This window comes from Superficieibacter electus (genome assembly GCF_002915575.1).
Taxonomy (GTDB): Bacteria; Pseudomonadota; Gammaproteobacteria; order Enterobacterales; family Enterobacteriaceae; genus Superficieibacter; species Superficieibacter electus.
This window is the reverse complement of sequence record NZ_PQGD01000013.1, coordinates 173,065-186,073: the sequence shown is the minus strand read 5'-3', so window position 1 is coordinate 186,073 and position 13,009 is coordinate 173,065. Positions and strand designations below refer to the sequence as shown.

The window sequence follows — 13,009 nt, the reverse complement described above, 5'->3', positions numbered from 1 at the left end:
TTTGTCCGAAGACATTTAAGAATCCATGTCACTTTGAGTGCCCACACAGATTGTCTGATAAATTGTTAAAGAGCAGTTGCGACGCGCTTCAGCGCTCTGTCGCGAGGTGGCGTATATTACGCTTTCCTCTTTCAGAGTCAACCCTGATTTTCAGGATTTTTTCTCTTCAACCAACCGGCTGTTTGTGTGAAGTGATTCACATCCGCCGTGTCGATGGAGGCGCATTATAGGGAGCTTGCGCCGAATGACAAGGGGAAAAATGCAATTTTATTTCAACCGCTCACCTTTTGAGCATAACGCCTGAATTTAGCGCTTTTTAATAGCAGATGGCAGGTCAGCAAGGCTATTAATTACCCAGTCGGCGGCTTTCTCTGCCTCTTCTGTTACAGGTTTACCGGTCCGCACCAGCACTTTAGTCCCAACGTCCGCCGCCGTGGCGGCCTGCATGTCTTCTACTTTATCGCCCACCATATAAGAAGCCGCCATATCGATGTGCAAATAGTCGCGTGCAGAAAGCAGCATGCCTGGATGAGGTTTGCGGCAATCGCAGGTCTGACGAAATTCTTCGACGCTACCTTGCGGATGATGAGGACAATAATAGATGCCGTCTAAATCGACACCACGATCTGCCAGCGACCAGTCCATCCACTCTGTCAACGTTTCAAACTGCTCTTCAGTAAACTTACCGCGCGCGATGCCCGACTGATTGGTCACCAGTACCAGCGCATAGCCCATCTCTTTTAATTCACGCATGGCATCGATGACGCCATCTATAAATTCAAACTCGTCAATCTCATGTACATAACCGTGATCGACGTTAAGCGTACCGTCACGATCGAGAAAAATTGCTGGTACTAATTTTGCCACCGCATTGCTCCTGAAAAATACCTGTGGCTGTAGTATCGCATGTTTCAGCGGCCATTAAAGCGCTGAAAGCATAAAGCCAGATTGATTTAGCCGTCTGGATGCCTTAACATCCATCAAATCGACGGCCACTCCCCGTCTATGGCAGAAGAAAATGCCACGGCTAACCGCAGAGCGATAACAAATACTCTAATGATTAAACTTTCAAATATTACCAAAGTTTTCCAGCAGGGAAACCGCACCATTCAGGCATTAAATAATGTCAGCCTGCATGTCCCTGCCGGGCAAATTTACGGCGTCATTGGCGCATCCGGCGCGGGTAAAAGTACGCTTATCCGCTGCGTCAACCTGCTTGAGCGTCCGACGCAGGGAAGCGTGCAGGTTGACGGTCAGGAACTGACTACACTTTCTGCCGCCGCCCTGACAAAAGCACGCCGTCAGATAGGCATGATTTTCCAGCATTTCAATTTACTGTCTTCGCGTACCGTTTTTGGCAATGTTGCGCTGCCGCTTGAACTTGATATCGCACCGCCTGATGAAATTAACCGTCGTGTAAAAGAGTTACTTGATCTGGTTGGTTTAAGTGACAAGCATGACAGTTATCCGGCCAATCTTTCCGGCGGGCAGAAACAGCGTGTAGCGATCGCTCGAGCGCTTGCCAGCAATCCAAAAGTGCTACTGTGCGATGAAGCCACCAGCGCGCTGGACCCGGCGACCACGCGCTCTATTCTGGAGTTATTAAAAGATATTAATCGCCGCCTGGGGTTGACCATTCTGCTGATTACCCATGAAATGGACGTGGTGAAACGTATTTGCGATTGTGTAGCCGTCATCAGTAACGGTGAGCTTATTGAGCAGGATAAGGTGAGCGAAGTATTCTCTCACCCCAAAACGCCCCTGGCGCAGCAATTTATTCAATCCACGCTGCATCTGGATATTCCGGAGGATTATCTGGTACGCCTGAAAACAGAATCCACCGCAGACAGTGTACCAATGCTACGCATGGAATTTACCGGCCAGTCAGTTGATGCCCCATTGCTCTCTGAAACGGCCCGTCGTTTCAATGTGAATAACAACATTATTAGCGCGCAGATGGATTATGCCGGCGGCGTGAAGTTCGGCATCATGCTGACCGAGATGCATGGAACACAACACGATACGCAAGCCGCCATCGCCTGGCTGCAGGAACACCACGTTAAAGTAGAGGTACTGGGTTATGTCTGAACCAATGATGTGGTTGTTATTGCGCGGCGTCTGGGAAACACTGGCCATGACGTTCGTTTCTGGCTTTTTTGGCTTTGTCATCGGACTGCCGGTGGGCGTTCTGTTATACGTCACCCGCCCCGGGCAAATTATAGAGAATGCAAAGCTTTATCGAATCCTGTCAGCGCTGGTCAATATTTTTCGCTCCATCCCATTCATTATCTTACTGGTATGGATGATTCCATTTACCCGCGTTATTGTCGGCACGTCTATCGGTTTGCAGGCGGCCATTGTTCCCCTCACCGTCGGTGCCGCACCGTTTATCGCGCGAATGGTTGAGAATGCGCTACTGGAAATTCCAGGCGGGTTGATTGAAGCCTCCCGCGCGATGGGCGCGACGCCAATGCAGATCGTACGTAAGGTGCTTCTGCCGGAAGCACTGCCGGGTCTGGTGAATGCTGCAACGATTACGCTGATCACCCTGGTGGGCTACTCGGCAATGGGCGGCGCTGTTGGCGCAGGTGGTTTAGGGCAGATTGGCTATCAGTATGGTTACATCGGGTATAACGCAACGGTAATGAATACGGTGCTGGTATTGCTCGTCGTTCTGGTTTATTTAATTCAGTTCTCAGGCGATCGCATCGTCCGGGCTGTTACTCACAAATAGCATCACACAACACTAATACTACGTTAAGGAAACGGTATGACGTTCAAATTTAAAACCTTTGCAGCAGTCGGAGCGTTAATTGGTTCTCTGGCACTGGTGGGTTGCGGCCAGGATGAAAAAGACCCGAATCACATTAAAGTTGGCGTGATTGTCGGCGCGGAACAGCAGGTGGCGGAAGTCGCGCAAAAAGTGGCAAAAGAGAAATATGGTCTGGATGTCGAACTGGTGACATTCAATGACTATGTTCTGCCGAACGAAGCATTAAGCAAAGGTGATATTGACGCTAACGCCTTCCAGCACAAACCCTATCTTGATCAGCAAATCAAAGATCGCGGCTATAAACTGGCGGTAGCAGGTAATACTTTTGTTTATCCGATCGCAGGCTACTCTAAGAAAATCAAATCAATTGATGAATTACAAAATGGTTCTCAGGTTGCGGTCCCGAACGATCCCACAAACCTCGGTCGCTCCCTGTTGCTGTTGCAAAAGGTAGGACTGATTAAACTGAAAGACGACGTAGGCTTGCTGCCAACGGTGCTCGACGTTACGGAAAATCCGAAAAACCTGAAGCTGGTTGAACTGGAAGCGCCTCAGTTACCGCGCTCGCTGGATGACGCACAAATTGCGCTGGCGGTTATCAATACCACCTACGCCAGCCAGATCGGCCTGACTCCATCAAAAGATGGTATCTTCGTTGAAGACAACGATTCCCCGTATGTGAACCTGATCGTGGCCCGTGAAGATAATAAAGATGCGGAAAACGTGAAAAAGTTTGTTCAGGCTTATCAGTCGGATGAAGTTTACCAGGAAGCGAATAAAGTGTTTAACGGCGGCGCGGTTAAAGGCTGGTAATCTTTTTTCACTGTAATATCATTCAGGACGGGCGCATGCCCGTCTTGTCATTTATGCAGGCACCTGATTCAATAGTTCACCACCCAGTTATTCATTGAGGAAATATTATGCGTGCTTTACCGATCTGTTTAGTCGCACTGATGCTCAGCGGCTGCTCCATGTTAAGCAGATCTCCCGTCGAACCCGTCAAAAGCACCGCAGTCCCGCCAAAAGCGGAACCCGCAAAACCAAAAACGACCTACACCGCGCCGGTAAAAATTTACACGGATGCGGAAGCGTTAGTCGGGAAGCCTTTCCGCGATCTGGGTGAGGTTTCCGGCGATTCTTGTCAGGCCTCGAATCAGGATTCACCGCCGAACATCCCAACCGCCCGTAAGCGTATGCAGATTAACGCCTCAAAAATGCGCGCTAACGCCGTTCTGCTGCACAGCTGTGAAGTCACCAGCGGTACCCCTGGCTGCTATCGTCAGGCGGTTTGCGTCGGATCTGCGCTTAATGTCTCGGCAAAATGAGTGCCTTTACGTTTGAGCAAATAGGTGTTATTCGCTCACCGTATAAAGAGAAGTTTGCCGTACCGCGTCAGCCAGGACTGGTAAAAAGCGCAGGCGGCGAACTCCATCTGCTTGCGCCTTATAATCAGGCTGAGGCAGTGCGTGGTCTTGAAGCCTTCAGCCATTTATGGATAATTTTCGTTTTTCACCAGACGATGGAAGGTGGCTGGCACCCGACAGTGCGTCCTCCCCGCCTTGGCGGAAATGCCCGAATGGGCGTTTTCGCTACCCGTTCCACTTTTCGTCCAAACCCTGTGGGTATGTCGCTGGTCGAGCTCAAGGAGATACACTGTCAAAAAGAGCAGGTAATTCTGCGCCTTGGCGGTCTGGATCTGGTAGATGGCACGCCAGTAATTGATATCAAACCTTACCTGCCCTTCGCCGAATCCCTGCCTGATGCCCGTGCGGGTTATGCACAGCAACCGCCGCTGGCAAATATGACCGTCACCTTTACGCCTGAAGCTGAGCAACAGCTCGCCACGCTGCAAAAGCATTCTCCACATTTCAGAACGTTTATTTCTGAAGTGCTGGCGCAGGACCCGCGCCCGGCTTATCGTAAAAATGAAGAGGCGGGTAAAACCTACGCCGTCTGGCTTGAAGATGTTAACGTGCGCTGGCGCGTAAACGCCTCAGGATTTGAAGTCTTTGCGCTGGAAGCGCGCTAATTTTATCACGCTCTCTTTTGGCATCTCCAACACACTGGTAAACTAAACCACTTTTTTTGTATCAGGCTCACACTGAGCCTGTTCCGATCGTTCAAATGGAACCGTTACAACATGCGTACTAGCCAATATCTGCTCTCCACTCTTAAGGAGACGCCTGCCGACGCCGAGGTGATTAGCCACCAGCTGATGCTGCGCGCCGGGATGATCCGCAAGCTGGCCTCCGGGTTATATACCTGGCTGCCGACCGGCGTGCGCGTCCTGAAAAAAGTCGAAAACATCGTGCGTGAAGAGATGAACAACGCCGGTGCGATCGAGGTGTTGATGCCGGTCGTTCAGCCTTCTGAACTGTGGGAAGAGAGCGGCCGTTGGGAACAATACGGCCCGGAACTGCTGCGTATTGCTGACCGTGGCGATCGTTCGTTCGTTCTCGGCCCAACGCATGAAGAAGTGATCACCGACCTGATCCGTAATGAGCTGAGCTCTTACAAACAGCTGCCGCTGAACTTCTATCAGATCCAGACCAAATTCCGTGACGAAGTACGTCCACGCTTCGGCGTCATGCGTTCGCGCGAATTCCTGATGAAAGACGCCTACTCTTTCCATACCTCTCAGGAATCGCTGCAGGAAACCTACGACGCGATGTACGCCGCGTACAGCAAAATCTTCAGCCGCATGGGGCTGGATTTCCGTGCCGTACAGGCTGACACCGGTTCTATCGGCGGCAGCGCTTCTCACGAATTCCAGGTGCTGGCGCAGAGCGGCGAAGACGATGTGATCTTCTCCGATACCTCTGACTATGCCGCCAACATTGAATTTGCTGAAGCCGTCGCGCCGAAAACCCCGCGTGCCGCCGCGACGCAGGAAATGACGGTGGTCGATACGCCGAATGCCAAAACCATTGCTGAACTGGTTGATCAGTTCAATCTGCCGATCGAAAAAACGGTTAAAACTCTGCTGGTGAAAACCGTTGAAGGCAGCCAGTCGCCGTTAATCGCCCTGCTGGTTCGCGGCGATCATGAACTGAATGAAGTAAAAGCGGAGAAATTGCCGCAGGTGGCCAGTCCGCTGACCTTCGCGACCGAAGAAGAGATCCGCGCACTGGTGAACGCCGGTCCTGGCTCTCTTGGCCCGGTAAACATGCCGATTCCGGTAGTGATTGACCGCACCGTTGCCGCTATGAGCGACTTTGCGGCCGGCGCGAACATCGACGGCAAACACTATTTCGGCATTAACTGGGATCGTGACGTGGCAACGCCGGAAGTGGCTGACATCCGTAATGTTGTGGCAGGCGACGCCAGCCCGGATGGTCAGGGTACGCTGCTTATCAAACGCGGTATTGAAGTCGGTCACATTTTCCAGCTTGGCACCAAATACTCTGAAGCGCTTAAGGCCTCTGTCCAGGGTGAGGATGGCCGTAACCAGACGCTTACCATGGGCTGCTATGGCATCGGCGTGACGCGCGTGGTAGCTGCCGCCATTGAGCAAAATAACGACGAGCGCGGCATTGTCTGGCCTGACGCTATCGCACCTTTCCAGGTGGCGATTCTGCCGATGAATATGCATAAGTCGTTCCGCGTGCAGGAGCTGGCCGAGAAGCTGTATGCGGAACTGCGCGCGCAGGGCATCGAAGTACTGATGGACGATCGTAAAGAGCGTCCGGGCGTGATGTTTGCCGATATGGAGCTGATTGGCATCCCACACACCATTGTACTGGGCGACCGCAACCTTGATAACGACGATATCGAATACAAATATCGTCGTAACGGTGAGAAGCAGCTGATTAAGACCGGCGACATCGTTAACTATCTGGTAAAACAGATTAAAGGCTAACGCCTGACATATAGATGAAAAAGCCCCGCGCCAGACAGCGCGGGGCTTTTTTATTCCTTACATCCTTTTCCTGGCACAAACGTCGTCTTGCTGTCCGGCGTTAGCACTTTTACCGGCTCGCGTGTCTCTGGATCGGTTTTAAGCGAAAAATGTCCGTCCATCAGCAACAATACAGGTTTATCTTCACCACGGTTTCCCGTCTCCGGCACAACACTACGCATTCTGACCGTTTTCTCTGTTGCGCAATCGGTAAAAGTTGCATGACCTGCCACCACCTGATACATACCGCGCATCGCCATTGGCGTGGCAGGCAGACTGGCAGTCACCGGCTCAAGCGTATAGTTAAACTGTGATGTAATAGGATTACCGTCACGATCGAGCATTTCCAGCGCCTCGCCCTTCGCATGATAATAATATTTCTCACCCTGGGTATCAGTCAGAACCAGCTTATCCGCCGTTCTTGCCCACGTACCGTAAGTGGCAAACACCGAATTTCTCTCTGCTGCACCAAGATAATGTGAGTTCATCACCCAACTTCCGTCTTTCTCCAGAAAGAGGGAAGTTTCTATGCCTTCGCAATCGGCACAGGGCAACACACCGCGCCAGCTTTGCTGCATAGGCTTCAGTTCCGCAAGATCAGGCTGCACAGTCTCAACCTCTGTACGGTGGTTACAGCCGATGAGTGCAACAAGTGCCCAGACCGCAACAGCGGATAATATGACTTTTTTCACGTCAGGTTCCTTATGTGCATTCTCTTTCCGGACTATTCGGGGGAGCGTTTCACTTTCCCACGCAGCGCTTTTACCGAGGATTTTTGTGCTTTTGACGCCAGCCGCCGCTCTTTTGAAGCGCGCGTCGGACGCGTTGCACGACGGCTTTTCTGCACTACCGTCAGCTCCTTAATCACCGACACTAGACGGGCAATGGCCGCTTCCCGGTTCATCTCCTGGGTTCGGTGCTCCTGTGATTTGATAACGATAGTCCCGTCATCCGTAATCAAATGGTGGCTGGCGGCAAGAAGACGTTCTTTATAGTAATCTGGCAGCGATGATGCCCGGATGTCAAAGCGTAAATGGATAGCGGTTGAGGTTTTATTCACATTTTGCCCGCCCGCTCCCTGCGCACGAATGGCGGTTATCGTAAACTCATCTTCACTAATCGCTACGCTGCCGGATATGGCGATCATGCGGGCTGCTGCCAGGCTGTTAGCTGGATTTCCAGATTATTGTCGTTATCCGATAGCCAGATTGTGCCTTCCTGAATCGTCGCCTGCAACGTCATGGTGCGGGCGGCAAACGCGCTTAATTGCGCCAGCTGAGCGTCGTCCAGATACCAGATACTCAGATTTTTGAACTGCGACAGTCTACTTTGGTTCTGCTGCCACCAGATATCGGCTGCGCGGCTGTTATAGGTAAACAGCGCAACCTCGGCAGACTGAGTGCAGGCTTTTTTCACCCGGCGTTCATCCGGCAGGCCCAGCTCAATCCACAAATCAATGCCCAGATGATCGTTACGCAACCAGGCTTCCGGCTCCTCTTCAGCGCTCAGTCCACGCGTAAACTGTAGACGCTCGCTGGCGTATTTAATCCACGCCAGCAAGCGCAGCATCATGCGTTCCTGCGTCTCAGAGGGATGGCGCGCCAGGGTAAGTGTCGCATCAAGGTATTGATGACGATCCATATCGGCCACGTTAATTACCGCTTTATAAATTGTCGCTTTTAGCGCCATGAAACTGCTCCTTCAAAAAGTGGCCCCTATTGTAGCGAAAATGGAGCCAAAAGGTTGTGCTCTGTTGTCCGCGCGCATTTTCATCCCGCTGATATTGCCTCGTTGATTATGATATAGTTGCCTTGCTAAACAGGGGTTATCTTCGTAGGCTTAAACTTGCATCCACGGTGAAGTCAGAGCATTGACAGGAGGGAATGTGGAACAATATTGTGAGTTAATACGCAAGCGGTATGCGGAAATCGCCAGCGGAGATTTGGGCTATGTTCCGGATGCGCTGGGTTGCGTGCTAAAAGTGCTCAATGAAATGGCTGCGGATGATGCCCTTTCAGAGTCGGTCAGAGAAAAGGCGGCGTATGCTGCCGCGAACTTACTGGTGAGCGATTATGTCAATGAATGAAACGTATCAACCCATCAATTGTGATGACTATGACAATCTCGAGCTCGCCTGCCAGCATCATCTTTTACTGACGCTGGAACTGAAAGATGGTGAAGTGCTGAAGGCGAAAGCCGCTGATCTGGTCTCACGCAAAAACGTAGAGTATTTGGTTGTGGAGGCGTCTGGCACCAGCCGTGAGCTGCGTCTTGATAAAATTACCAGCTTCAGCCATCCGGATATCGGTACCGTCGTGGTAAGCGAATCCTGATCCTTCCAGTGTCGGGTAAACACAGCGTTACCCGACATCCCCCCGCTCCAGCGTTACGCCTGTACCGTCCTCAGCCAGTCCTTCTGTGGTGATAAAATAACCCGCCGCCGCTACCAGCGTTTCACCATAAAACAGTAACGGCGTGGTATCGCGATGCCAGGGCGCAACACCCATCTCTTGCCAGATTTTTTTGAGCCTGCGCCCACCGTTGCGCCCGACGATATGTAGTATTCCGGGCGCGTTAAAACGCACCGAAACCGCCTCATCAGGCCGGGGCAGACGTAAACGTCCCCCCGCCACTATCGATAACCGTCCCAGACCATCAGGAAGCGATAACGGCTGATGGATATCCTGCCACGGGAAAATCTTACCTGCCTGCCCGGGAAGCGGTTTGGTCCACCAGAGTCTGCCCTGATAACGGCGAAGTTCAAACTGTCCTATCCGCAGGCTGGGAGAGGCATCTTCACGCGCCTGCGCTATTTCCTGCCAGATACGTCCCAACATTTCACGCGATGGCATCGGCGCACCGCATCCCGCCAGCCAGCGACGCAGCACGGCCGCGCGAAACGCCGGGCCATTGTCCTGCAAGGCCCGCAGATCCAGCGTCCCCTGTTCATCCACCATTATGCGTAGCTTATCGCTTAACAGCTCGTCCAGCAGGTGCTCCTGTTCGGCGCACAGTTCGGCACTGCGGGCGGTCGCCTTGGCAAAATGCGGCCAGCGGGCAGTGAGTTGCGGCAGAACCCGTAAGCGCAGAAAATTGCGGTCATAGGCATCATCCTGATTACTCTCATCTTCTATCCAGCGCAACTGGTGTTGTTCTGCCCACTGGCTTAACGCCCCGCGGCTTTCACCCAGTAAAGGACGGATCAGCAGTGTCTGCGCGAAGGGCGACACCCGCGCCATGGCAGACAGCCCCGCCGGGCCGCTACCGCGCTTGAGCGCCAGTAAAAAGGTTTCACACTGGTCGTCAAGATGTTGCGCGGTAACCAGCACTTCACCCGGCAATAGCGCCTCGCGAAAAGCCTGATAGCGCGCCTGTCGCGCATGCGCCTCGGTTCCCAGCCCTTCATTGCTTAAGGTCACTCGCTGTACGCGTAGCGGCACCTGCCACTGGCGGCAAATCTGCTCGCAGTGCGCCACCCAGTCGTCGGCAAACGGGCTAAGACCATGATGGATATGGATTGCGCGCAGGGTGATCTCTGGCGATTGCGTGCGCCAGCATACCAGCTGATGCAGCAGAACCGTGGAATCAAGCCCGCCGCTGAAGGCAATCAGAAACTGGCGGTGAGGGCGAAGCGAATGAGCAATAGCTGGTGGTGTCATGATCGGACTGGCTAAAGGAACATTGCCCGGAACGTTACCGGGCAATAGCCTGATTGGCAAGCCTTACTGCTGGTAAAGCTCCAGCGGTAAACCGTCAGGATCGTTAAAAAAGGTGAAGCGTTTATCCGTGTAAGGATCGATGCGAACTGGCTCACACGTTACGCCGTGGGCTTGCAGATGCGCAATGGCCTGGTCAATATTGTCCACGCTAAACGCCAGATGGCGCAGACCACATGCTTCCGGTCGGCTGGGGCGCGAGGGCGGAAAAGGAAATGAAAATAGCTCAATAACATACTGACCATTGAGCGCCAGATCGCCTTTCCACGAATCACGCTCCGCACGATAAAACTCACTCTGTAGTGTGAAGCCCAGGATGTCGCAGTAAAATGCCTTACTTCTTGCATAGTCCGTGGCGATGATCGCGATATGATGAACCTGTTTTAAACCCAGCATAATCTTCTCCTTAACGTATGCCAGCACGTTACTGCCCCGCTCATGGCGCTGCAAGCCCTCATACGTTTTTTAGGACTCTCACCCGATATACGCCCTCTTCATCACGCTTCGCGCCGTGGATGTCGGTTTCAAAGCCAGGGTAATGGCGGCCAATCGAGCACAGCATCAGCAGGAAATCGAGCACTGCGCGGCTTTCTTCAGTGATCATTTCACCCGGCATCAGCAACGGTACCCCCGGCGGGTATGGCAGGATCATATTGGCTGAAATGCGCCCGATCAGCTTTTCCAGTTCAATAGTTTCAACTTCACCTTTTATCTGCCGCTGCCACGCCTGGTGCGGCGTCATTTTCATTTCAGGTAGAACGTCAAATGCACGCAGCATCAGACGCGAGAGATCGTGCTGGCGGATCAACCGATGAATGCCCTGAGCCAGATCCTGAATACGCATATTGCGGTAAAAGTCCGGATCTTCGGCATAGAGGTCCGGCAGCATATTTTTCACCCGCAGATTCAGATCGTAGGCGCGCTTGAATTCGGTCAGTCCGCGTAGTAACCCCATCGCCCGGGTTTTATCAATGCCAATGCTGAAAAGAAATAGCAGATTGTACGGCCCGGTTTTCTCGACCACCACGCCGCGTTCGTCAAGGAATTTGGCCACCAGCGCAGCAGGAATACCTTCCTCGCTCATCTGCCCCTGCTCGTCCATGCCCGGCGTTAAAATGGTGACTTTCACCGGATCAAGAAACATATGATCGGCATCAGCATCATTGAATCCATGCCAGTTTTCACCGGGAGCTACCGGCCAGCATTCCGCTTCATCCACCTCTTCCGGCTGCCAGATATCAAAGAACCAGCCTTCTGACTCCTCTCTTAAACGCTGCACCTCTTTACGAAAATGCAGCGCCCGCTCGACGGAGCGGTTGATGAGCCGCTTACCCGGATTGCCGCGCAGCATCGCTGCCGCCGTTTCAATAGACGCGACAATCGGATAGCTTGGCGAGGTTGAGGTATGCATCATAAAGGCTTCGTTGAAGGTGTCCTCATCATAATCGCCTTTAATGTGGATAAGCGAAGCCTGTGAGAGCGCGGCCAGCATTTTGTGCGTCGACTGGGTTTCGAAAATAACCTTTCCCGGCACCCGTTCGCCACTCATTCCACTCTTCCCCTGATAAATAGGGTGGAAGTGCGTATACGGCACCCAGGCTGAATCAAAGTGAATCGACGGCACATCCAGCGTCTGTTTGATCCAGTTAGTGTTATACAGCAAGCCATCGTAGGTAGAGTTGGTGATCACCGCATGCACCGGCCACTGTGCCTGTGGTGTCGCGGCGACTTTTTGGCTCAGGCTCTCCCGGGAAAATTCGCGCTTTGGAATCCCTCCAAGTATCCCCAGTGCGTTGCGGGTGGGTTTCAGCCACAGCGGCACCACGTCGCTCATCATTAACAGATGCGCCAGCGATTTATGGCAATTACGGTCAATCAACAGTGTGCTTCCCGTCGGCGCAGCGTACATGCCGACGATTTTATTCGAGGTTGACGTACCATTGGTGACCATATAGCTCTGCTCCGCGCCAAAGGTGCGGGCAATATACTCTTCGGCCTCCAGATGCGGCCCGGTATGATCGAGCAGCGATCCCAGCTCTGTCACTGAGATCGACACATCCGCTTTCAACGTATTGCCACCGAAAAAATCGTAAAACAGGCAGCCTACCGGGCTTTTCTGGTACGCCGTTCCCGCCATATGACCGGGTGTGCAGAAGGTGTATTTTCCTTCTTTAACGTAGTTAAACAGCGCCCGGGTGAACGGCGGGGTAATGTTGTCGAGATATTCAGCGGTATACTGACGAATACGCCCTGCAATATCGTCAGCTACGCCCAGTGAATACTCAAAAAACCACAGCGCCATACGCATATCATGTACGCTGACGTCCATCGTGGAGTGCGTATTGATAAACGCATAAAGCGGAAGGTATTCGTTAAGCTGATTGATGTCGCTGCATAGCTCAACGGAGTATTCATCCCAGTCAAAAATAACGCCGCTGATACGCGGGTTATGCTCGATAAACTTCAACAGATCGGAACTGTTTTGCGGCCAGATGATTTTAAAGCCCTGCGCCAGAAGCGCATTCTCAAGCTCTTTGATCGGCTCGTCTTTGTAGTAGACCCCATGCGGCCCCATGATAGCTATGATATTCACGCGTTCCTCCTGAAAATCATAGCTAAGCA

At 52.5% G+C, this 13,009-nt stretch carries 15 protein-coding genes; 8 read left to right on the top strand and 7 right to left on the bottom strand.

The genetic code is table 11. The features are described 5' to 3' along the window. Positions 1 to 306: 306 nt before the first annotated feature. Complete coding sequence (gmhB, locus tag CHU32_RS17220; RefSeq protein ID WP_103678274.1) at positions 307 to 867, bottom strand: D-glycero-beta-D-manno-heptose 1,7-bisphosphate 7-phosphatase; 561 nt, start codon at positions 865 to 867, stop codon at positions 307 to 309. A 189-nt stretch (positions 868 to 1,056) separates the two neighbouring features. Here gmhB and metN point away from each other — a divergent pair, with 189 nt between their 5' ends. From metN to proS, 6 genes are all read left to right on the top strand, one after another. Next, complete coding sequence (metN, locus tag CHU32_RS17215; RefSeq protein ID WP_103678273.1) at positions 1,057 to 2,088, top strand: methionine ABC transporter ATP-binding protein MetN; 1,032 nt, start codon at positions 1,057 to 1,059, stop codon at positions 2,086 to 2,088. Further along, on the top strand, positions 2,081 to 2,734 hold the full coding sequence (locus CHU32_RS17210; RefSeq protein WP_103678272.1) for a methionine ABC transporter permease MetI: 654 nt from the start codon (positions 2,081 to 2,083) through the stop codon (positions 2,732 to 2,734). Before metN ends, CHU32_RS17210 begins: the two co-directional genes overlap by 8 nt. Before the next feature lie 36 nt (positions 2,735 to 2,770). After that, a complete protein-coding gene (locus tag CHU32_RS17205; RefSeq protein ID WP_103678271.1) occupies positions 2,771 to 3,586 on the top strand; it encodes a MetQ/NlpA family lipoprotein in 816 nt (271 codons plus the stop codon). A gap of 107 nt (positions 3,587 to 3,693) precedes the next feature. Continuing rightward, complete coding sequence (rcsF, locus tag CHU32_RS17200) at positions 3,694 to 4,098, top strand: Rcs stress response system protein RcsF (protein WP_103678270.1); 405 nt, start codon at positions 3,694 to 3,696, stop codon at positions 4,096 to 4,098. Beyond that, positions 4,095 to 4,802: a tRNA (N6-threonylcarbamoyladenosine(37)-N6)-methyltransferase TrmO gene (tsaA, locus tag CHU32_RS17195; RefSeq protein WP_103678269.1), complete on the top strand. Its 708-nt coding sequence runs from the start codon at positions 4,095 to 4,097 to the stop codon at positions 4,800 to 4,802. Before rcsF ends, tsaA begins: the two co-directional genes overlap by 4 nt. A gap of 111 nt (positions 4,803 to 4,913) precedes the next feature. Then, on the top strand, positions 4,914 to 6,632 hold the full coding sequence (proS, locus tag CHU32_RS17190; RefSeq protein WP_103678268.1) for a proline--tRNA ligase: 1,719 nt from the start codon (positions 4,914 to 4,916) through the stop codon (positions 6,630 to 6,632). Positions 6,633 to 6,682: 50 nt separating this feature from the next. Here proS and nlpE read toward each other — a convergent pair whose 3' ends face one another. From nlpE to CHU32_RS17175, 3 genes are read right to left on the bottom strand one after another with little or no spacing between them, the layout of a single operon-like run. Next, the gene (gene nlpE / locus CHU32_RS17185) at positions 6,683 to 7,363 is read right to left on the bottom strand and encodes an envelope stress response activation lipoprotein NlpE (protein WP_103678267.1); all 681 of its coding nucleotides are present in this window, start codon (positions 7,361 to 7,363) and stop codon (positions 6,683 to 6,685) included. A 32-nt stretch (positions 7,364 to 7,395) separates the two neighbouring features. Further along, positions 7,396 to 7,818 carry an alternative ribosome rescue aminoacyl-tRNA hydrolase ArfB gene (arfB, locus tag CHU32_RS17180; RefSeq protein WP_103678266.1) on the bottom strand — a complete coding sequence of 141 codons (423 nt, stop codon included), beginning with the start codon at positions 7,816 to 7,818 and terminating at the stop codon, positions 7,396 to 7,398. Next, entirely contained in the window at positions 7,815 to 8,360 is a 546-nt protein-coding gene (locus tag CHU32_RS17175) for a YaeQ family protein (protein ID WP_103678265.1), read from the bottom strand. The genes arfB and CHU32_RS17175 overlap by 4 nt, the downstream gene beginning before the upstream one ends. A 196-nt stretch (positions 8,361 to 8,556) precedes the next feature. Between CHU32_RS17175 and CHU32_RS17170 the strand changes: the two genes are divergently transcribed. Continuing rightward, positions 8,557 to 8,757 (top strand): YaeP family protein, encoded by a 201-nt coding sequence (locus CHU32_RS17170; protein WP_103678264.1) that lies wholly within the window; start codon positions 8,557 to 8,559, stop codon positions 8,755 to 8,757. Further along, entirely contained in the window at positions 8,744 to 9,004 is a 261-nt protein-coding gene (gene rof / locus CHU32_RS17165) for a Rho-binding antiterminator (protein ID WP_133159286.1), read from the top strand. Before CHU32_RS17170 ends, rof begins: the two co-directional genes overlap by 14 nt. 27 nt (positions 9,005 to 9,031) lie before the next feature. Here rof and tilS read toward each other — a convergent pair whose 3' ends face one another. The 3 genes from tilS to ldcC form a co-directional block, all read right to left on the bottom strand. Continuing rightward, positions 9,032 to 10,330 carry a tRNA lysidine(34) synthetase TilS gene (gene tilS, locus CHU32_RS17160; RefSeq protein ID WP_103678276.1) on the bottom strand — a complete coding sequence of 433 codons (1,299 nt, stop codon included), beginning with the start codon at positions 10,328 to 10,330 and terminating at the stop codon, positions 9,032 to 9,034. Positions 10,331 to 10,393: 63 nt separating this feature from the next. After that, the gene (locus CHU32_RS17155; protein ID WP_103678263.1) at positions 10,394 to 10,783 is read right to left on the bottom strand and encodes a VOC family protein; all 390 of its coding nucleotides are present in this window, start codon (positions 10,781 to 10,783) and stop codon (positions 10,394 to 10,396) included. A 58-nt stretch (positions 10,784 to 10,841) separates the two neighbouring features. Then, on the bottom strand, positions 10,842 to 12,980 hold the full coding sequence (ldcC, locus tag CHU32_RS17150; protein WP_103678275.1) for a lysine decarboxylase LdcC: 2,139 nt from the start codon (positions 12,978 to 12,980) through the stop codon (positions 10,842 to 10,844). Between the last annotated feature and the right edge of the window lie 29 nt (positions 12,981 to 13,009).

Bases quoted from the DNA above. Each gene is read 5' to 3' on its own strand.
- metN (WP_103678273.1), top strand. From the start codon at position 1,057: ATGATTAAACTTTCAAATATTACCAAAGTTTTCCAGCAGGGAAACCGC.
- CHU32_RS17210 (WP_103678272.1), top strand. From the start codon at position 2,081: ATGTCTGAACCAATGATGTGGTTGTTATTGCGCGGCGTCTGGGAAACA.
- CHU32_RS17205 (WP_103678271.1), top strand. From the start codon at position 2,771: ATGACGTTCAAATTTAAAACCTTTGCAGCAGTCGGAGCGTTAATTGGT.
- rcsF (WP_103678270.1), top strand. From the start codon at position 3,694: ATGCGTGCTTTACCGATCTGTTTAGTCGCACTGATGCTCAGCGGCTGC.
- tsaA (WP_103678269.1), top strand. From the start codon at position 4,095: ATGAGTGCCTTTACGTTTGAGCAAATAGGTGTTATTCGCTCACCGTAT.
- proS (WP_103678268.1), top strand. From the start codon at position 4,914: ATGCGTACTAGCCAATATCTGCTCTCCACTCTTAAGGAGACGCCTGCC.
- arfB (WP_103678266.1), bottom strand. From the start codon at position 7,818: ATGATCGCCATATCCGGCAGCGTAGCGATTAGTGAAGATGAGTTTACG.
- CHU32_RS17175 (WP_103678265.1), bottom strand. From the start codon at position 8,360: ATGGCGCTAAAAGCGACAATTTATAAAGCGGTAATTAACGTGGCCGAT.
- rof (WP_133159286.1), top strand. From the start codon at position 8,744: ATGTCAATGAATGAAACGTATCAACCCATCAATTGTGATGACTATGAC.
- tilS (WP_103678276.1), bottom strand. From the start codon at position 10,330: ATGACACCACCAGCTATTGCTCATTCGCTTCGCCCTCACCGCCAGTTT.
- CHU32_RS17155 (WP_103678263.1), bottom strand. From the start codon at position 10,783: ATGCTGGGTTTAAAACAGGTTCATCATATCGCGATCATCGCCACGGAC.